At 71.2% G+C, this 21,615-nt stretch carries 7 protein-coding genes; all 7 read right to left on the bottom strand.

Annotated elements, in window-relative coordinates:
• Positions 1–79 precede the first annotated feature (79 nt).
• The 7 genes from LGM71_RS05295 to LGM71_RS05265 all read right to left on the bottom strand — a co-directional run bounded on the left by LGM71_RS05295 (position 80) and on the right by LGM71_RS05265 (position 21,391).
• A complete protein-coding gene (locus tag LGM71_RS05295; protein ID WP_226114171.1) occupies positions 80–1,099 on the bottom strand; it encodes a GNAT family N-acetyltransferase in 1,020 nt (339 codons plus the stop codon).
• Positions 1,099–1,938, bottom strand: a complete 840-nt coding sequence (locus LGM71_RS05290; RefSeq protein ID WP_226114170.1) for a formyltransferase family protein — start codon at positions 1,936–1,938, stop codon at positions 1,099–1,101. Before LGM71_RS05290 ends, LGM71_RS05295 begins: the two co-directional genes overlap by 1 nt.
• A gap of 85 nt (positions 1,939–2,023) precedes the next feature.
• The gene (locus LGM71_RS05285; RefSeq protein WP_226114169.1) at positions 2,024–4,240 is read right to left on the bottom strand and encodes a TonB-dependent siderophore receptor; all 2,217 of its coding nucleotides are present in this window, start codon (positions 4,238–4,240) and stop codon (positions 2,024–2,026) included.
• A 46-nt stretch (positions 4,241–4,286) separates the two neighbouring features.
• The gene (locus LGM71_RS05280; protein ID WP_226114168.1) at positions 4,287–5,663 is read right to left on the bottom strand and encodes a lysine N(6)-hydroxylase/L-ornithine N(5)-oxygenase family protein; all 1,377 of its coding nucleotides are present in this window, start codon (positions 5,661–5,663) and stop codon (positions 4,287–4,289) included.
• Between the two features lie 34 nt (positions 5,664–5,697).
• Positions 5,698–6,723 (bottom strand): GNAT family N-acetyltransferase, encoded by a 1,026-nt coding sequence (locus tag LGM71_RS05275; RefSeq protein WP_226114167.1) that lies wholly within the window; start codon positions 6,721–6,723, stop codon positions 5,698–5,700.
• Positions 6,713–11,707, bottom strand: coding sequence for a non-ribosomal peptide synthetase (locus LGM71_RS05270; protein ID WP_226114166.1), 4,995 nt, complete (start codon positions 11,705–11,707; stop codon positions 6,713–6,715). The genes LGM71_RS05275 and LGM71_RS05270 overlap by 11 nt, the downstream gene beginning before the upstream one ends.
• Positions 11,708–11,716: 9 nt before the next feature.
• Entirely contained in the window at positions 11,717–21,391 is a 9,675-nt protein-coding gene (locus LGM71_RS05265; RefSeq protein ID WP_226114252.1) for a non-ribosomal peptide synthetase, read from the bottom strand.
• Between the last annotated feature and the right edge of the window lie 224 nt (positions 21,392–21,615).

The following is a 21,615-nucleotide window of genomic DNA, read 5'->3' as shown; positions in this document are numbered from 1 at the left end:
CGATGTGTGCCCCCTTTCAAGTCGCGCGAAACGTCGACATGTGCGAATCGCCGCATCGACACTTCGCGCGCCCATCCCGTCACGGCAACCGGAAAGTGTCGAAGAATGTTTCGCGCTCCATCACGGTGAGCGCCGCGCGTTTGTGCGGGAAGTCGAACTCCTTCAGCGTGTAGAACCCGAGCCGGTGCATGTACGCGATATGCCGAACGTGATCGACGCGCGGCTCGCCCACGAGCCGCTGCGTGCGCGGTTCGTCGACGAACATGTAGTGCAGCACCCCGCTCCACCACGCATGCAGCTTGCCCGCGCTCTGGAAGCGTGAATCGCCGATCAGCAAGTGCAGCCCGCGATCGTAGTCGTGCGCGTCGTAGAACGGCGCGAGCCGGTCCTCCTTCGCCCAGTAGAACTCGAAATAGCCGAACGGCGTATCGTCGAAATAGCCGATCATCGGATGCATGTGCGGGTCAGCGAGCCGCTCCGCGAGATAGGCGGCGTGTTCGTCGAGCGTGCCGCGCTGGTCCCAGAAATGCGCGACGCGATCGAGGTTCATCCAGTCGCTGAACAACTGCGCATGCGTAGCGATGTCGACGGTGCGCAGGCTGAACGTCATCCCGACCTGCGGCATGTAGCGTGAATAGATCTCGCCGGCCGGCGACGGCGGCCGCACCGGATGCCGGTGGCCGTTCGTGATCGTGTAGCGCAGCGGCATCCCGCCCGATGCGGGCGCCTTCAGCCACGGCCGCGGATTCTGCCAGAACGTCGCACGCGATGCGGCGAGGCGCAGCCGGTCGCCCGCGATCCGTGCGTCATCGATCACGCCGTCGCGCACCGCGCGCGCGACGTACGACGCGATAGCCGCCGGATCGGCGCCGCCAAGCGGCACCGACACCGTCGCCGCATCGTGCCGCGTTTCCGTATTGAACAGCGCGACGAACTCCGCGAGCAGCGCGGCCGGCGGATCGTCGGGCCGCCACGTCTCGAGCGTGCGCTCGGCGGCGGGCGGCTCCTGCCCGTGCGCGGCGCTGTCCAGTGCCGCGGCGACCTCGCCGTCGACGGCGTCCGCTTCCTTGTCGGCCGGTTTCGCCAGCGTGTCTTCCATCACAATGCTCCCGCGTCGTGGCGATCGGCGAGGATGTGCAGCCCCCGCTCGAGCGCCGGAAACAGGCTGCGCTGGAAGCTGTTCCAGCGCAGTTCGAGAATCGTGTCGTCCGGCGCGATCGGCGTGTCGAGCACGTCGCAGATCACCTCGCCGGAATCGATGCCGTTGTCGACGTAGTGGAACGAAGCGCCCGTCATCGTCACGGGTTCGACGCGCGAGGTCGCGCCGGTCGCCCAGTCGACCCGTTCGCCGCGCGCGCCGTGCAGCGCGTCGAGCGTCGCCCACGCACCGCGCCTCTGGTACGGCGAATCGTCGGCCGTGATGCCGGGGTGGATGTTCGCGATGCGACGATGAAAGCGCGCGCCGGGACGCACGAGCTCGTCGAGGATCACGAGCAGCCCGTCGAGCACGACCACGTCGGCGTCGAGTTCGAGCAGGCGTTCGAGCAGGCGGCGCTCGAACGCCTGCTTGCCCGTCACGCGCTCACGCGCGTCGCGCGGCAACCGGCGGTACGTCGATGCAATCGTGCAGAACAGTTCGTCGACCGGCCGGCCCTGCACGGTCAGCCCATCGGGCAGGATCCACGGGCGGCCGGGCGTGCGCGCGAAGCCGTAGTCGGCAACCTTCGCGCGATCGGACGGCGAGCCTTCGTCGTCGTCGACGATCACACCCTGGAGCGCATAGCGTTCGCCGAGCGACGAGTCATTCAGGCGCTCGACGAGGAATTCGAGCGGCGCCTTCATGTAGCGCGTGCCGCCCTGGTAAGCGACCGGCTGGCCGGCGCGATCGGCCGCGCCGTTGCGCAGCGACTGGATGTAGACGAGATTTTTCTTCGGCATGGAGGCGTCATGGAAAAGCGGACGACGGCGCCGCGGCCCGCCCGCGCCGGCCCGAGGGCCGACCGGCGTGCCGCGGCGCGCGGCGTCACCAGTTGTATTTCGCGGTGGCGATCACCGTGCGGTCGGTACCGAAAATGCAGACGCTCGTCGACTGGCAACCGCTGATGTAGTGGCGGTTGAACAGGTTCGTCCCGTTCACGGCAAAGCGCCAGTTGCGTGTGTCGTAATGCACGCCCGCGTCGAACAGCGTGTAGCTCGCGACCGTGAGCGAGTTGTCCGCCGCACCGGCCGACGCACTTTGGTAGCGCACGCCGCCGCCCAGGCCGAAGCCCGTGAGCGGCCCCGTGTGCCACGTCCAGTCCGCCCACAGCGACGCCATCTGACGCGGCCGCGGAATGTCGACCGGCCAGTTGTTCAGCGATGCGTCGTTGGCCTTCACGTTCTTCACGTCCTGGTAGACGTAGGACGCGATCAGCGACAGGTTCCGCGTGAGCTTGCCGGTCGCGTTCAGCTCGATCCCGCGCGAACGCACTTCGCCGGTCTGGACCGACGTCGTGCCGGACGAATCGAGATTGAGCGGCGTCGACGTGAGCACGTTGGTCTGGTTGATCTGGTAGATCGCCGCGCTCAGCATCAGGTTCTTGCCGGGCGGCTGCCAGCGCAAGCCGGCCTCGATCTGCTTGCCGCGCGTCGGCTGCGGCAGTCCGCCGCCATACAGGTTCACGCCGATCAGCGGGTTGAACGAGCTCGCGTAGCTGATGTACGGCGACAGCCCGTAGTCGCCCTGGTACGTGAGGCCCACACGGCCGGTGAACGCCGTGATGTCGGCCTTCGACTGCGTGCCGCCCTCGCGGTCGTCCATCCGCTGGTTCACCCAGTCCTCGCGGCCGCCGAGCGTCAGCGTCCAGCGGTTCCACTTGACCTGGTCCTGCACGTACAGCCCGAACGTGTTCATCGTCGTGTACGTGTTGGTGCGGTACGTGGTGTTCGGCGGCGAGAACACGGACAGCGTGACCGGCGTATAGACCGGGTTGTAGATGTTCAGCGTCGGTGCGGCGGCCAGCCATTCGCTGTCGGTAGCGGTCTGACGGTTGTACTGGAAGCCGAGCAGCAGCGTGTGCTCGAGCGGCCCCGTGCCGAAGCGGCCCTGGAGGTTGTTGTCGATGTCGAAGCGGCTGTAGTTCGTCTGGAACACGCCGGCCCAGCGGTTGATGTCGGTCAGGCTGCCGTCGGCGAAGCCCGCGCCGAACACGGAGCCGTTGTCGAGCGACAGGTGCATCCAGCGCACGTTCTGCCGGAACGTCCACATCGCGTTCAGGTTCCGCTCGAACTGGTAGCCGAGCGACCACTGCTTCTTGCGGTAGTAGTTGAAATCGGGGTCGCCGCCATAGACGTCCTTGTCGAGCTGCCCGTTCGGGTTCGGCAGCACCGTGCCCTGCGCCGGCAGGAAGTTCGACGAGATGTCGCCCCAGTCCTGCAGATACGTGGCGGACAGCGTCAGCGACGTATCCGCGTCCGGGCGCCAGCGGAACGACGGCGCGAGCGCGACGCGCTGGTCGTTGTTCGGGCCCGTCAGCGCGTTGCCGTCGCGGGCGACGCCGACGAACCGGTACGCGTACTTGCCATCCGCGTCGAGCTTGTCGCCGACATCGATCATGAACTGCTTGCGCGCGTAGTTGCCGAACTGCACGCCGGCTTCGCGCACGCGCTCGCCGTCGGCCGTCTTGGTCTGCACGTCGATGATCGCGCCCGGGTCGCCGGCACCGTACAGCACCGACGTAGGCCCGCGCAGCACGGTGATGCTGTCGATCATGTACGGATCGACGCGCCAACTCGACAGGTTCAGCGTGTTCGGCACCTGCAGGCCGTTCACGTACGCGGTCGGCGTGAAGCCGCGCAGTGCCGCGTACCAGTCGGAGCGGTTGTCCGAGCCGTACGACGAGAAGCCCGGCACGTAGCGCAGCGCCGCGTTCACGTCGGTCGCGCCGGTCATCTCGATCTGCTGCGCGGTGACGACGTTGATCGTCTGCGGGATTTCGTTGATCGACGTATCGGTCTTGGTGCCGGTCCTGCTGCGCTTCGCGACGAGCCCGACCGTGCCGTCGCCCTCCGAGCCCGCGTTGACGTTGATCGCCGGCAGCGTGCCGGACGTCGCGCCGTTCTGCACATTGCCGGCCGACGCGGCGGCGCCTGCGTTCGCGGCCGGCGCCGTCTGCGCGTATGCGTGCCCTGCCGCCATCCCGAACGCCACGCTCGCCGCGGCTGCGATCGCACGCACACGCGTGCCTGTTGCCCACTCCATCTTTCTCTGCTCCACTTTTCCGATGCGGTCTCCGACCGCGCCTTTGTCAAAGAGCGAAAGCCATGCGGCCCGCGCTCGCCCCGTCTTGATGTCGTTGTTCATGCAGTGCCCGGGCCGCGCCATCGTCATCGGCGGGCGCGGCCCCTTCCTCGAGCGACGCGCAGATCTCGTCCGCGCGGCGCGCCAGGACCGACAGCAGCGTGTCGGACAGGCCGTGGCTGTCTTCGCAGCAGCCTTGCAGGTAGATGCGCGGCGCGAAGTGCCCGGGCGTGGCGAGCAGGTAGTCGCGCGTGACGTCGCCGCGCGTGAGCGCATCGCCCAGATGCGGCGCGAGCCCTTCGAGCAGCGTCGAATGCGTGTCGCGCCGGTAGCCGGTCGCGAGCACGAGCGCGTCGAAGCGTTCGACGCGCGTCGCGCCGTTCATCCGGTCGCGCAGCGTCAGCTCGATGCGGCCGTCGGCGGTGCGCACCGCGGCCTCGATCGCGCTGTTCGCGAGCAGCGCATGGCGCGGCGTGCCGTCGATGCGCTGCAGGTACAGCATTTCGTAGATCTGCTCGATCAGCGGCCGATCGACCACCGCGTAGTTGGTGTCGCGATAGCGCTCGAGCAGCGCGCGGCGCGCGTCGTGCGGCTGCGCGTAGACGACGTCGGTGAACTCGGGGCTGAAGATCTCGTTGACGAACGGGCTGTCGTCGGCCGGTTTCAATGCACCTGCCCGCATCACGAGGCTCGCGTCGACGTGCGGGAAACGGCGCGCGAGGTCGATGAACACCTCGGCCGCGCTCTGCCCCGCGCCGATCACCGCGACGCGGCGGCGCTCGCCGTCCGGCGCTGCGACCAGCCGGTCGATGTCGGTCAGGTAGGACGACGAATGGATCACGCGATCGCGGCCGAGCGCGGCGAACGCGTCCGGCACCGCCGGCGTGCCGCCGACGCCGACCGACAGCGCGCGCGTCACGCGCTGGCGCTCGCGGCCGGCCGCATCGCGCGACAGCACGCGCAGCGCGTCGATCCGCGCGCCGTCGCCGCGCACGGGCTCGATCGCGGTGACGGTTTCGCTGTAATGGACGTGCTCGTCGAACGCGTCGGCGACCCAGCTCAGATAGTCGTGGAATTCGATGCGGGTCGGATAGAAGTTCTTCAGGTTGACGAATTCGTTCAGTCGGCCGCGTTCGAACAGATAGTTGATGAACGTGTAGCGGCTCTTCGGATCGCGCATCGTGACGAGATCCTTCAGAAACGAGATCTGCATCCGGCAGTCGTCAAGCAGCATGCCGCGGTGCCAGCCGAATTCCGGCTGGCGTTCGACGAAGCAATGCGCGAACGGGCGCGTGCCGTTGCGTTCCGCGAGGCGCACGGCCAGCGCCAGGTTCGACGGCCCGAAGCCGACGCCGATCAGGTCGAATACGGTTTCTCTCTGCATGTCTCTCAGCTCCCTTGTCGGTGAATCCGGCCCGTCAGACGTGACGGCCGGAGAAGAAGGTCTCGCGCAGCGTGCGCATCCACAGCGGCTGCCCGTCGGCAAGCGCCAGGCGGCGCTGCCGCGCGAAGCCGTGCCGCGCGAGGGTGTCGACGACCCGCGCGCGGCCGGCCGGGACCGCGCAGCCGACCGCTTCGGTGCGCGGATCGTCGAGAAACAGGTAATGCACGACCGACGGCAGCCAGCCCGCCACGCAATGCGGGCCGCGCCAGCGCGATTCCCCGACCAGCATCCGCAGTCCGCGGTCGTAATCGCGCGCACCCACGTGCGGCGCGAGCGGGTCTTCCTTCAGCCAGAACGCCTCGACGTACGCGAAGGGTTCGCCGTCGAAGCAGCCGACGAGCGGGCTCACGTGCGGATCGGCATCGGGCGCCGTGCCGTGTGCGCCGGGCTGCGTGCCCGGCCAGCCGTCGCGCACGCGCGGCGCGTCGAACCAGTTCGCCAGGCGCGTGGCGTCCTCGCCCGGCTGCCAGCCGCGCAGCGTGAAACGCACGCCGAGTGCCGGCAGGTCGCGCGCATACACGTCACCGCGCGGAGCGGGCGGCCGGCGCGGATGCCGCCGGCCGTCGGTCAGCATCGGCAGCGTCGCGCATGGCAGCGGCGTGCCGACGCGCCACAGATCGGCTTGCTGGGCCCAGCCTTCACGCATGCACAGGCCGCCGTCGCCGAGCACGCCGCTCGCGCGCAGCGCATCGAGCGCGACCGCCGGCCACGCGGCCGGGTCGAGCCGGATCGCCGCGCGGCGCGCGTCGTCGGAAAACGCGGCGGCGAGCGCGGCCAGCAGCGCACGGCGCTGGTCGCCCGGTGCCGCGCGATGGTTGCACGCGACGAGGCGCAGCGTGCCGTCGGCCGCGAGCTGCGCGCGCAGCAACTGTGCGCCGATGCCGTCGCCCTGCGCGACGCGGATCTCCGCGTCGTCGCGTACGGCGAACAGGCCGTCCGCGAACGCGAGTCGGCACGTATCCGGCATCGTGAATCCGTCCGGACGCACTTCAGCCAGCATCGCGCACCTCCTGCTCCGTTTCGGCCGACGCATCGATACGCGCGCCGAGCGCCGCGAGCGTCGGCGACGCGAATACGTCGGCCACCGTCAGCGCGAGCCCGGCGCGGCCGGCCGCATCGACGAAGCGCACCACGTCGAATGAAGTCGCGCCCGCTTCGAACAGATCGGCACAGGGTGCGGGCGCGGCCGTCGCGAACGTGTCCGACCACAGCGCGGCGAGCGCGGCTGCCGCGTCCGGCGCGCACGATGTCGTCATGACCTGCATCGCCGCGCCTCCGGCCGGTGCGGCTGCGACCGCCGCCGGCGCGGTGAACAGCGCGTCGGGCGCGCCGAGCGCCGCTTCCGGCGCGCCGGCGAAACGCGCGACCTCGTCGTGATAGAGGTCGACGAGCGCGTCGACGAAATCGCCGTCGAGCAGTTCGTCCGCATACGAGAACGCAGCGCTCACGCGGCCGTCCGGATGCTCGACGACGTCCAGCTCGAGCGTGAACACGACGCGATGACGCACGTCATCGAACTCGGCAAGCGACAAGCCGGCCCAGTCGCGTGCGGCGGCACCGGTCGGGCGCAGGTAGTTGAACATCACCTGGAACAGCGGATTGGCCTGCGCGGCACGCGGCGCGCGCAGCGCGGCGACGACGTCGGCGAACGGCACGTCGGCGTGCGCATACGCGGCGAGCGCCGTATCGCGCACCTGCGCGAGCACGTCCGAGCGGCGGGCCGACGTGTCGAGCCGTGTGCGCACGACCACCGAATTGATGAAGAGACCGAGCGCATCGCGCGCGGCATCACCCGTCAGCTCGCGCGTCGATGCCAGGACGCCGACCGGCTGATCGGCCGCACCGGTCACGCGGAACAGCGCGGTGTTGAGCGCCGCGTGCAGCAGCATCGGCAGTGTCGCGTGCGCGGCCGACGCGACGTCGCGCGCGGCACGGATCAACGATGCGTCGAATTCGAACGCGATGCGCGCCGCACGCCATTGCGGGACGGCCGGCGCGTTGGCGCGCCGTGGCAGCACGGGCGGCGGCAGGTCGGCCAGCGCGTCGCGCCAGTACGCGACGCGGGCCGGGTGGCACGGCACGGGCAGCACGAGCGACGTGTTTCGAGGCGGCGTCGATACCGATTCCGCTCCGCCACGTACCAGATCGACATAGCCTGCGCGCACCGCGTCGAGCCACAGCTCGATCGATTCGCCATCCGACACGATGTGATGGATCGTCACCGACAACACGTGATCGTCCGCGCCGAGCCGCAGCACGCGTGCGCGCCACAGCGGCGCATCGGCGGCGAGATCGAACGGCGCGAGTGCGTCGGCATCGGTCAGCGCCGCCGCGCGGGCGAGCGCATCGGGCAGCGCGGACAAGTCGACGAGCGGCAGCGCGACGGGCGGCGCGGTGTCGATCCGCTGGCCCGGCAGCATGCCGTCGCGCGCGACGAGCCGCGTGCGCAGCGCCGGGTGCGCGGCCGCCGCAGCCGAGAACGCGGCGCGCAGTGCATCGACGTCCAGCGGACCGCGCACGCGCAGCGCGACCGGAATGTTGTACGCGGCGCTGTCCGGCTGCGCGCGCCACAGGAACCACAGGCCGAGCTGCGCGGGCGACAGCGGCCATACGCCGAACGCATCGGGTTTGACCACCGCGATGCCCGGTACGGTGGCACCGCCGTGCGCGGCGCGCGGCGCATCGGCCACGTGGCGTGCGTATTGCGCGAGCACCGGCGCTTCGAACAAGGCGCGCACCGGCACGTCGCGGCCGAGCCGCTCGGCGACGCGCGTCGCGACGCGCACCGCCGCCAGCGAATGGCCGCCGAGTTCGAAGAAGTGATCGCGGCGACCGACGCGGTCGACGTTCAACACGTCGCGCCAGATCGCCGCGAGTGCGGTTTCGTCGCCGTCGTGCGGCGCTTCGTATGCGCGTTCGACGCGCACGGGCGCCGGCAGCCGCGCACGGTCGACCTTGCTGTTCGCGTTGCGCGGCAGCGCGTCGAGCACGATCAGTTTCGCGGGCACCATGTAGTCAGGCAGCGTGCGGCGCAGATGCGCGTCGAGCGTCGCGGCTTCGACCGGTTGCGCGGCCGCTTGCGCGTCGGCGGTCAGTTCGACGTAGGCGACGAGCTGCGCCTGCGCGCCCTGCCCGTGCACGACCGCGCACGCTTCGCGCACCGCGTCGTGCGCGGCCAGCTGCGCCTCGATCTCGCCGAGCTCGATGCGCAGCCCGCGCAGTTTCACTTGATGATCGACGCGGCCGATGAAGTCGAACACGCCATCCGCGCGACGCCGCACCAGGTCGCCCGTGCGATACAGGCGCGCGCCCGGCGCGCCGTACGGATCGGGCACGAAGCGCTCGGCCGTCAGCGCGGGACGATCGAGGTAGCCGCGCGCGACGCCGATCCCCTCGCCGCCCAGGTACAGTTCGCCGATCACGCCGACCGGCAGCGGATGCAGCCGCGCGTCGAGCACGTGCGCGGTGCGCGCGCCGACCAGCGTGCCGATCGGCAGATACGCGGCGTCACCCAGCTTCGCGAGATCGTCGCCGGGGCGGAACATCCACAGCGTCGGCGTGATCACGGTTTCGGTCGGGCCGTAGCCGTTGACCACGCGCACGTTCGGCATCGCGCGGCGCAGCATCGCGAACGCTTCGCGCGAGGTGGCTTCGCCGCCGACGGTCAGCGAGCGCAACGTCGGCGGCGCGCCGTGCACGAGCGCCCATTCGGCGAGCTGCGCGGCGCAGCCGGGCGGCACGTAGGTCATCGTCACGCCGTCGCGAATCATCATCGCGCAGGTCTGCGCGGGCGGCCACAGCACGTCGGCCGTCACCGACACCGCGGCACCTGACAGGTATTGCGAAAACCAGCCTTCGTGCGCGCCGTCGAAGTTGACCGACTGGAACAGCAGGAACACGTCGTTCTCGCCCGCGCCATAGCGCTCGGCGATCGCCACGCAATGCCGCGCGAACGCCGCGTGATCGACGATCACGCCCTTCGGCTTTCCGGTCGAACCCGACGTGTAGATCGCGTATGCCGCATGACCGGGCAGCACATCCGGCAGTGCGACGTCCGCGGCTTCGTCGAGTGCGTCGACTTCGTCCGCGCGCCAGACGCGCAGTGCCGGCAGCTCGGGCAGCGATGCGGCGCTCGCGCCGTCGGTCAGCACGTGCGCGATGCCCGCATCGCCGACGATCTGCGCGAGGCGTTCGCGCGGATGGGCCGGATCGAGCGGCACGAACGCGGCGCCCGACTTCAGCACCGCGATCAGCGCGACCAGCAGGTCGACCGAACGCTGCAGCGCGACGCCGACGCGCATTTCGGGCCGCACGCCGGCCGCGACGAGGTTGCGCGCGATGCGTGCCGCGCGCGCGTCGACCTCACCGCGCGTCAGCGCGCGATCGATGTCGGCGACACCGCGCGCGTCCGGCCGCGCGTGCGCATGCGCGGCGATGCGCGCGTGGACCGGGACGAACGGCTCGGCTTCGGCCGCGCCCGCCGGCGCGTTCCACGCGAACAGTTGCGCACGTTCGTCGGCCCGCAGCCAGTCGAGATCGCCGATCGGCACGTCGGGGCGCGCGAGCGCATCGGCGAGCAGCGTGACGAAGCGCGCGGCCAGCCGCGCGATCGCGTCGCCGTCGAACAGGTCGAGCGCATGGATGAACGCGGCATCGAACGCGCCGTCGGGCGTCGCCTCGACGGAAAGCGTCAGGTCGAATTTCGCGGACGGCGTGCCGGACGGCAGCAAGGTTGCCGATGCCGCGCCCAGCGCCGGCAGCGCGCGGCGCTCGCCGTACGCGGCCATCACCTGGAACAGCGGATGGTGGCTCGCGCTGCGCGGCACGCCGAGCGCGTCGACGATCTGCTCGAACGGCACGTCCTGGTGCATCTGCGCATCGACGAGCGCGCGCTGCGTACGCGCGACCAGCGACGAGAAATCGCCGTGCGCGGGCACGTCGACGTCGATCGCGAGCGTGTTGACGAAGAAGCCGATCAGGCCGGCCGTTTCCGCGCGTTCGCGGTTCGCGGCCGGCACGCCGACGCAGATCCGCGCGTCGCCGGTCGCACGCGCGAGCAGCGCGTCGAGCGCCGCGAGCAACACCGCGAACGGCGTCGCGCCCGACGCGGCTGCGAACGCGCGCAGCCGCGCACCGATGCGCGCGTCGAGCGAAAACACGTGACGTGCACCGCGCGCGCTGCGGCGAACGGGCCGCGCGGCCGCGCCGGGCAGCGTCAGCACGCCGCGCTGCGGGTCGAGCCGCTCGCGCCAGAACGCCAGTTGCCGGTCGCGCTCGCCGGCATCGAGCCAGCGGCGCTGCCACAGCGCGTAGTCCGCGTACTGGATCGGCAGCGGCGCGAGCGGTACGGGTTCCCCCGACGCATACGCGCGATAGAACGCCGCGAGTTCAAACAGCATCACGTCCGACGACCAGCCGTCCGACACGATGTGATGAACGGTCAGCGCGAGCCAGTGTTGCGTCGCGTCGAAGCGGATCAGGTGTGCGCGCACGAGCGGTGCCGCGCCGAGATCGAACGGCTCGGCTTCATCGGCCATTGCGACGCTTTCGGCGCGCGCGACGCGCTGCGCGTCGGGCAACGCTTCGAGATCGGTCTCGCGCCACGGGCAGCGCAGCGGCGGATGGATCGTCTGTGCGACGCCGCCCTCCGCTTCGTCGAAGGTCGTGCGCAGCGCTTCATGGCGCGCGATCAGCGCATCGCACGCGAGCCGCAGCGCATGCGCGTCGAGCGGGCCCGTCAGCGCGAGCCGCTCGGTGATGTGATACGCGTGAGGCGCGTCGATCAACCGCGCGTGCAACCACAGCCGCGTCTGCGCGAACGATGCCGGCACGCGGTCGGCGCGCGGCGTGCGTGGCGGGATCGGCAGCATGCGGAAGTCGATGCCGGCCGCGCCGAGCTTGTCGATGAACACCGCGCGCTGCGCGTCCGGCAGTTGCGTGAAGCGCGTCGCAAGCGCGAGCCAGTCGGGTTGAGCCTTCGTCATTCGTTATCCTTATTGGGCTTCCAGTTCGCCGAGCAGCGCATCGATCGCGCTCGCCGCGTCGGTCTCGCCGCGTGCCGCGCAGGCCGCGTCGATCGCGTCCGCGCAGCGTGCAAGCGTGCGGGTGTCGAACAGCGTGCGCAGCGGCAGCGCGAGGCCCCAGTGCAGGTTCGCCTGCGCATGGGCCTGCGTCGCGAGCAGCGAGTGGCCGCCGAGCAGGAAGAAATCGTCGTCGCGGCCGATCGCGTCCACGTGCAGCACGCGCTGCCAGATCGCTGCGAGCGCGCGCTGCGTGTCGGTTGCGAGCTCGACGGCCGCGATCGCCTCGCGCACCGGCGCGGGCAACGCATGGCGGTCGCACTTGCCGTTCGGCGTGACCGGCAGCGCGTCGAGTTCGATCAGCTGCGACGGCACCATGTAAGCCGGCAACTGCGCGCGCAGTGAATCCAGTAACGCGGCGCGGTCGAGCGGCCCCGAGTCGCCACATGAGACATAGCCGATCAGCTGCTCGTCGCGCACGATCACGACCGCGTCGCGCACGCCGGGCGCGGCGCGCAGCAGCGCCTCGATCTCGCCCGGCTCGATCCGCTGGCCGCGCAGCTTCACCTGCATGTCGACGCGGCCGAGGTAGTCGAGCGCGCCGTCGGCGCGACGCCGCGCGAGGTCGCCGGTGCGATACATGCGGGCGCCGGGCACGAACGGATCGGGCACGAAACGCTCGGCGGTCAGCCCCGGGCGGCCGAGATAGCCACGCGCGAGGCCCGCGCCCGCCAGATACAGTTCGCCGGTCGCGCCGGCCGGCACGCTCTGCCAGGCCGCGTCGAGCACGTGCAGTTGCAGGTTCGCGATCGGATGGCCGATCGGCACCGCGACGGCGCTGGCGTCGTCGGGGCCGCAGGTCCAGTGCGACACGTCGATCGCGGCTTCCGTGGGCCCGTACAGGTTCACGAGCGTCGCGTTCGGCACGAGGCGCGCGACCTTCGCGACGAGTTCGGGCGCGAGCGCCTCACCGCTCGCGACGATCAGGCGCACGCTGTCGCATTGCGCGGCGGCCGAAAAATCGTCGAGATATGCGGCGAACGCGGCCAGCATCGACGGCACGAAGTGCAGCACCGTCACGCCGTGCGCATGGATCGCGGCCGCGAGGCGGGCCGGATCGCGGTGGTCGCCGGGCGCGGCGATCGCGAGCTTCGCGCCGGTCGCGAGCGGCCACACGAATTCCCACACCGACACGTCGAAGCCGAACGGCGTCTTGTGCAGCACGACGTCGTCGGGCGTCAGCCGGTACGCGTGCTGCATCCACGCGATGCGGTTCGCGAGCGCGCCGTGCGTGTTGCCGGCGCCCTTCGGCTTGCCGGTCGAGCCGGACGTATAGATCAGGTACGCGAGCCGTGCGTCGTCGATGTCGGTTGCGACGTCGGCGGCGGCGTCGTCCACCTCGCACGCCTCGTCCGCGAGCAGATCGGCCACCGTCAGCAGTTGCGTCGGCGCTTCGTCGCCGAGCGCGGCCTCGACCTGCTCGCGCAGATGCGCCTGCGTGATCGCGACCGCGGGCTGCGCGTCGCGCAGCAGGTACGCGATGCGCTCGGCCGGATAGTCGGGATCGACCGGCAAGTACGCGGCGCCGGCCTTCAGCACGCCGACGAGCGCCGTCACCATGTCGAACGAACGCTCGACGCACAGCGCAACCGGCGTGTCGGGCCGCACGCCGCGCCTGCGCAATGCGGCGGCGACGCGTGTCGTCTTCAGGTCGAGCTCGCGATAGGTCGCGCGCTGCACGCCACCGTGGACATCCGCGTATTCGAGCGCGATCGCGTCGGGCGTTGCCCGTGCGGCGGCCGCGAATTGCAGATGCAGCGGCTGCCGTTGCGCATCCGGCCACGTCCGCGCGGTGTCCTGCGCGCGCGCGAGTGCGTCGCGCGTCGCGTCGTCGGCGATCGACAGCGTGCCGAGCAGCGCGTCCGGCGTGCGGGCCAGCGCATCGAGCGCACAAGCGAACGCGCGGTGCCAGCGCTCGACCTGATGCGCGTCGACGCGTGCGGTGTCGTAGCCGTAGTCGATCGTCAGTTCGGCGCCGCTCTCGATCACGAGCGTCAGCGCGAAATCGGTCGACTCGATGCTGCGCACGCCGCTCAGTGTGAGTGCGCGCGAATCGGCGTCGCGCACCGCCTCGTCGACGGGATAGTTCTCGAACACGACCAGCGTGTCGAACAGTGCGCCGCCGGCGCCGCGTGCCCAGCGCTGGATGTCGGCGAGCGGCGTATGCGCATGCTCGGCGGCAGCCGCGTTTTCGCGTTGCAGCGCTTGCAGCCAGTCGGCTGCGCGTTGTTGCGGCGCGGGTGCCGTGATGACGGGCAGCGTGTTGATGAAGAGGCCGAGCACCGTGTCGACGTCCGCGAGCGCATCGGGACGGCCCGCGACGGTCGCGCCGAACGCGACGGCGGGCTGGTGCGTCATGCGCTGCAGCGCGAGCGCCCAGGCGCCCTGCACCAGCGTGTTGACGGTCAGCTTCAGCGCGCGCGCCGTTTGCGCGACACGCGTCGTCGCCGCCGCGTCGATCGTCGCGCGCCACGTGACCATGTCGGCATCCGCGCGGTCGGCCACGCGCTCGGCAATCAGCGTCGGTGCGTCGAGACGCGCGAGCCGCCCGGTCCAGAACCGCTCGTCGGCTTCGCGGTCGCGCGTGCCGAGCCACGCGATGAAGTCGCGAAAGCGCAGCGCCGGGCGGCGCTCGAACGGCGACATCGCGTCGGGGTCACGATAGTCTCGCAGCACGTCGCCGAGCAGGCGCGCCGTGCTCCACCCGTCGAGCAGCACGTGGTGGCGCGTCCACACGACGCGCCACGCGTCGTCCGTCACGCGGATCAGCGTGAGCCGCATCAGCGGCGGCTCGCGCCAGTCGAAGCCGCGTTCGCGGTCGGCCGCGAGCCACGCGTCGAAATCGGTGTCCAGCGCGTCGCCGCGCGTGCGCCAGTCGAGCTCTTCGACCGGCATCCGCGCGTGGCGATGCACGCATTGCAGCGGTGCGGCCTCGTCGGGCATCACGCTGGTGCGCAGGATATCGTGGCGTGCGATGGATGCGGCGAATGCGGCCACGAGCCGGTCGGCATCGAGCGCCGTCGCGGTCGCGACGAGCTGGTTCACGTAGCTTGCATGACCCGGCGCGAACAGCGCATGGAACAGGATCCCCTGCTGCATCGGCGACAGCGGATACACGTCGTCGATCGTGCGCCAGTCGAGCGGCGCGCGCTCGATCGCGGCCTGCGTGAGGCCGGCGGCCCGCGCGAGCGGGAAATCGCCCGGCGTCGCACCGCCGCCGCGATGCGCGACACGCGATGCGCATGCGTCGGCGAGTTCGCGCAGCGCGGCGGCAAAGCGATCCGCGAATGCATCGATCGTCGCGCGCTCGAACTGCGGCGTGCCGTATACCCAGTGAACCTTCAGCGTGCGTGTGCCGTCGCGGTCGGTATCGAGGTATGCGTGAATCGCGAGCGTGTTGCCGAGCGGCCCTTGCGGGTCACGCTCGATGCCGGTGCCGCCGAAGCGCGGCACGAGCGTCGCGTCGCGCGGCGCGTCGAACTGGCCGAGATAGTTGAACGTGACGCGCGGACGCGGCACGGCGGCCAGCGCCGCACGCGTCGCCGCGTCGCCGTAGTGCGCGAGCACGCCGAAGCCGAGCCCCTTGTGCGGCACCGCGCGCAGCGTGTCCTTGACCGCGCACAGCGTGTCGCGCGCGGTGGCTTCGACCGGCAGCGTGACCGGATAGTGGCTCGTCAGCCAGCCGATCGTGCGACTCGCGTCCGCATCATCGAACAACGCCTCGCGGCCGTGCCCCTCGAATTCGACGCGGCACGACGCGGCGCCGTCGGCACCGGCCAGCGCCAGTGCGAGCGCCGCGCCCAGCAGTTCGATCGTCTGCGTGCGATACGCCGCGTGCGCGTCGGTCAGCGCGGCGCGGGTCAGCGCCGCGTCGATCGTCTGCACGACGACGGCCGCGTCGGCGTTCGTCGCCGGTGCGTCGGGATGATCGGGCACGAGGTCGTCGCCCTGCGCCATGCCGGCCCAGTAAGCCGTTTCCGCGGCGAACGGCGATGCCGGTTCCGTCGCGGCCCGCGCGAGGCGTGCGGCCCAGGCATCCGCACGCAAGCCCGGCGGCGACAGGCGAACCGGCGTGCGTTCGCGTGCGGCGCGATACGCGGCGTCCAGATCGTCGAGCAGGATGCGCCACGACACGCCGTCGACGATCGCGTGATGAATCGCCAGATACAGCTGTGTCGCACCGTCCGGCAACCGCGCCGCACATGCGCACGCGAGCGGCCCGCGGCCGAGATCGAGGCGGCACTGTAAGGCGTCGAAGCGCGCCAGCGCGTCGGCTTCGCCTTGCGCGACGACCTCGACGAACGGGAGTGCGTCGTACGGTTTCGCTGCATCGCGCGCGTGCCAGTGGCCATCCGCCCCGTGTGCAAAGCGCTGGCGGAAGGCGTCGTGATGCGTGAGCAGCGCGTCGAACGCGCGCGCGAATGCATCAGCGTCGAACGGATCGCGCACGTCGAACGCGACCGACTGGTTCCAGTGGCCCGGATGCGGCACGTCGAGCGCGAAGAAGCGCTGCTGCGCGGGCGTCAGGATCGTCGCCGCGGTAGCCGTTGCGGCCTGAGCCGGCGCGGACGATATCGTTGCCGGCGCTGCAGCGGCGACGTCCTCGGTTTTCGCGATGCGCGCGAGTTCCGCGACCGTCGGGCCGTCGAACAGCTGCTTCGGCGTGAAGCGCACGCCGCGCTTGCGGGCGCGTGCGATCACCTGCAGCACCAGAATCGAATCGCCGCCGAGCTCGAAGAAGTTGTCGTCGCGGCCGACGTGCGGCACCTTCAGCACCGCCTGCCAGACTTCGGCGAGCGCTGTTTCGACCGGGCCCTGCGGCGCGGCGCCGGCGGCAACCGCCACCGGCGCCGCGGCCAGTTCGCGCAGCGCCGCACGATCGATCTTGCCGTTCGCGGTCACCGGCAGGCGCGCGAGCGCGACGAACTGCGCGGGCACCATGTAGTCGGGCAGCGTCGCGCCGAGTGCCGCGCGCATGGCGTCCTCGTCGAATGCCGCGCCGTCGCGCATCACGACGAACGTCGCGAGCCGCAGGCGGCCGTCGTGCTCGATCGCGAGCGTCTCGGCTTGCGCGACCGGGCCGGCCGCGCGCACGGCCGCACTCACTTCGCCCGGTTCGACGCGATAGCCGCGAAGCTTCACCTGGTCGTCGATGCGGCCGAGGAATGCGAGACGGCCGTCCGCGCGCAGGCGCACGCGGTCGCCGGTGCGATACAGGCGCGCACCGGGCGTGAACGGATCGGGCACGAAGCGCTCGGCGGTCTGCGCCGGCCGGTTCAGGTAGCCGCGCGCCACGCCCGGCCCGCCCAGATACAGCTCGCCCGTTGCACCGGCCGGCACGCACGCGCCGAACGCGTCAAGCACCAGCGCGCGCGCATTCGGCAGCGGCCGGCCGAGCGGCACGGCGCTCGCGGGGTCGCGCGCATCGGCGCCGATCGACGCGGTGTCGCACGCGATCGCGCCGACGGTCGCTTCGGTCGGCCCGTAATGGTTGATCACGCGGCAGGCCGGTGCGAGCGCGGCCAGGCGCGCGACGAGTGCCCACGTCAGCGTTTCGCCGCCGGTCACGAGTGCGTGGCGCGGCAGCACGTCGGCCGGCACGCGCGCATCGAGCAGCGCCTGCAGATGGCTCGGCACGATCTTCAGCACGCCGACGTCGCGGCGGCGCATCTCGTCCGCGAACAGGTCCGGATCGAACGCGCACGCGGCCGGCAGCAGGTGCAGCGTGCGGCCTGCGCACAGCGCGCCGAACAGCGTCGTGTGGCCGAGGTCGGCGGCGACGGTCGACACCATCGCGAACGACGCGTCCGGTGCGAACGCGAGCTCGTCGAGCATCCCCTGCACGTAATCGGCCAGTGCGCCGTGCGACACGACGACGCCCTTCGGCGTGCCGGTCGAACCCGACGTATAGATCAGATAGGCGCCCTGCTCGGGATGCGGCGCGACGCGTACGTCGCCCGCATGCGCGAGCGTCACGTCTTGCGCGAGTGTGTCGACGTCGAGCGGCTGTGCTGCGCTGCCGGCCGGCCACGCGGCCACATCCCGGCCCTGCGCGACGAGGGCCCAGCGCGCGCCGCAATCGGCGGCTGCGGCCGCGATCCGTGCGGCCGGCTGGGCCGGGTCGAGCAGCACGGCCAGCGCGCCGGCCTTCAGTGCGCCGAGCAGGCCGACGACGAAGCGGGCCGAGCGCTCGATGCAGACGATGACGGGTGCTTCGGCCGCCGCGCCGCGCAGCTTCAGCGCATGCGCGATGCGGTTCGACGCGTCGTCGAGTTCGGCGAACGTCAGCGACGCCGACGCATCGACGAGCGCGCCGCGATGCGGATAAGCGGCAGCCTGCCGCGCGAAGGCGGCGACGATGTCGGCGTGCTCGACGTTCAGCGCACGGCCGTCGCGCGGCAGGCGCGACGCCGGAGAGGCATCGCACGGCAGCGCGGCCGTCGTGCGGTGCGGTTCATTTGCAGCGCACGCGACGAGCGCCGCATAGCTGTCCAGCCACGCGCGCGCGGTGTCGGCATCGATGCAGTCGGTTGCATAGGCGGCGACCAGTTCGATTCCGTGCGCGTCGTCGGTGAAATCCAGTGCGAAGTCGAAGCGCGCGGCGAGATCGGGCCCCGGCGTCGCAACCGCGGTCGCGCCCGGCAGCACGCTGTCGTGCCGTGCATCGAACTGCTGCGCGAACTTCACGCGCAGCCATTCGTCGCCGCGCTTGACGGGCGGCTTCACCGCATCGACGACGCGCTCGAACGGCACGTCCTGGTGCGCAACCGCATCGAGCGCCGCCGTGCGTGCCGCGTCGACCAGCGCGCGGAACGGCAGCGTCGGCGCCACCCGCACACGCAGCGCGACCGTATTCAGGAACAGCCCGAGCAGCGCGCGCGTTTCCGGGCGCTGGCGATGCGCGACCGGCACCGCGACGACCACGTCGGTCTCGCCTGTCAGGCGCGACAGCCATGCGTCGAGTGCGGCCAGCAGCACCGTGAAGACCGTTGCCTGCGCGTCGCGCGCGAGACGCCGGATGTCGGCAGCGACCGCGTCGGGCAGGCGGACCGACACACGCGCGCCCTGCAGCGTGCGCGTCGCGCCCGGCTGGCGATCGACCGGCAGCGCAAGCGGGCCCGGCACGTCGCGCAATGCACCGCGCCAGTAGTCGAGCTGACGCTCGCCTTCGCCGCCGACAAGCATGTCGCGCTGCCAGTCCGCATAGTCGGCGTACTGGATCGGCAGTGCCGGCAACGACGGTTCGCGGCCTTCCGCAAACGCGCGGTACGCGGCCGACAGCTCGTCGAATGCGCAGCGCGAGCTCCAGCCGTCGGTGATCGCATGGTGCGCGGTCAGGAGCAGCCGGTGGCGATCGTCGGCGAGCGCGACGAGCGTCGCGCGCAGCAGCGGCCCGTCCGACAGATCGAACGGCATGCCTGCGTCGCGCTCGGCGATGCGCGCGGCTTGCGCGTCGCGGGTGGCCAGCGGTTGACCGCGCAGGTCGAGCGTCTCGATCGTAACGGGCAGATGCGCATGGATGCGCTGCATCACGATGCCGTCGTCGTTGTCGACGAGCGTCGTGCGCCATGCATCGTGCCGCTCGATCACGTGATCGAGCGCGCGCTGCAGTGCGGCGTGGTCGAGCGCGCCGTCGATCGTCCAGTGCGCGGCGATGTGATACGCGGCGCTCGCGTCGCGCGTTTGCGCGAGCACCCAGAAGCGCTGCTGTGCGAGCGATGCGGCGCGATCGACGTACGGGGCGCCCGACGCAGCGGCATCGGCCGGCGCGCGGCGTGTGGCAATCGCGGCCAGCGGCTCGCCCGTTTCGCGTTCCGCGCGATCGACGTGCGCAGCAAGCTCAGCCAGCGCCGGATCGGCGAACAGCGTGTCGAGCCGCAGGTTCACGCGCAACGCGGCGCGGATCGCGGCCTGCAGTTGCATCGCGGCGAGCGAATCGGCGCCCAGCACGAAGAAGCGGTCATCGCGCGTCGGCGTCGCGTCGAGGCCGAGCAGTGTTTGCCAGAGGCCCGCGATCTGCTGCTCCGTCGGCGTGCGTGGCTCGTCGCCTGCGGGTTGTTCGGTGTCGCGGAGGCCGGCGATGCACTCGCGTAGCGCGGCACGGTCGATCTTGCCGTTCAGCGTATACGGCAGCGCGTCGCAGCGCACGAAACGGTGCGGCTGCCACGCGGCGGGCAACAGCGCGCCCACGTGCGCCTTCAGCGTCGCATCGTCGGCGGCCGCGCGCAGCGCGACGCACGCGATCAGCCGCGTCGGCCCGTTGCCGGTTTCGGCGATCACGGCCGCGTCGGCCACCGCCGGGTGCGCACGCAGGCACGCGGCGATTTCCGCGGGCTCCACACGCACGCCGCGCACCTGGACCTGGTCATCGAGGCGGCCGAGATAATCGAACGCGCCGTCGGCGCGCTGGCGTGCGAGGTCGCCGGTTCGGTACACGCGGGCCCCGGGTTCGCCGTGCGTATCGGGAATGAAGCGTTCGGCCGTCAACGCCGGGCGGCCGTGATAGCCGCGCGCGAGGCATACGCCGCCGAGCAGCAGTTCGCCGCCCTCGTCGCCATCGATGCGCGCGACGCGCGGGCCGATCGCGCGACCGATCGGCAGCGATGCATACGCATCGTCATCGGCCAGCACCGGCATTTCGCCCGGCTCGACCGGCCACAGCATCGGGGAGATCACGGCCTCGGTCGGCCCGTAACCGTTGATCAGGCGAACCGACGGGAACGTGCGGCGCACGAATTCGAATGCCTGTTGCGGCAGCGCTTCGCCGCCGAACGCGAGCACGCGCAACGCCGGCGGCACGCCGTCGCGCGCGGCGACGGCCGCGAATTCGCGCAGATATGCGGGCGGAAACGCGGCGACGCTGACGGATTCACTCACCATCAGCGCATGGGCGGCGTCCGGAGTGAACGGCTGCGGCGGCGCAATCGTCACGCTCGCGCCGACCGCGAGCGGCGCGAGCCAGCATTCGTGCGCGGCATCGAAATTGACCGACGCGAAATGCAGCAGGCGGTCGCCGCCCTCGATCGGCAGCGCGGCCGCGAGCGCGTCGCAATGCGCGGCGAGCGGCCCGTGCTCGACGACCACCGCCTTCGGCGTGCCGGTCGATCCCGACGTGTAGATCATGTAGGCCGCCGAGCGCGGATGCACCGGCACGTCCTCGTCGTCGACGAAGGCGGCGGCACCTGCCTCCACGGACATCGCGTCGAACGCGTGTTCGAACGGCGTGCCGAGCGCCGCGCGGCCGGCCACATCGACGATCCCGTGGCGCAGTTGCGCATCGCGGACGATCCAGTCCAGACGCGCGGCCGGATGACGCGGATCGAGCGGCACGAATACGCCGCCCGCTTTCAGCACGGCAAGCAGCGCGACGAACAGCTCGCACGAGCGTTCGACGCAGACGCCCACCCGCACTTCCGCGCCGACCCCGGCCGCGCGCAGCTGGCGGGCAAGGTGCGACGCACGCGCGTCGAGCGCGCCGCGCGACAGGCGCAGGTCGTTCTGGAAAGGCGCGGCGAGCGCGGGCGCGTCGGGCGCGCGGCGCGCCAGTTCGCGAATTCGGTGATGCAACGCAGTCGGGAAACTCGTCATGTGCGTGAAGTCCTTCGGTCCGGCCGCTTCGGCCAAGTCTCGGGGCCGCATGGGGCGGCTTCACTGGTGTGACGAACGGCGCGGCCGATTTTTTACCGTTTTGCGCGCAAAGCGAGAACGGATGCGTTTTTTGAAGGCATGGCTAAATATTTGCGCGCCCCGTTCGTCTATCAGGGAGGAAAGCCGCGACTGGCCCGTCCCGCGCGCTGCTTTCGCATCAATCC

The sequence above is a fragment of the Burkholderia sp. AU33545 genome (genome assembly GCF_020419685.1).
GTDB lineage: Bacteria > Pseudomonadota > Gammaproteobacteria > Burkholderiales > Burkholderiaceae > Burkholderia > Burkholderia diffusa.
The sequence above is the reverse complement of the archived record's forward strand: the minus strand, read 5'-3'. Positions and strand labels throughout refer to the sequence as shown.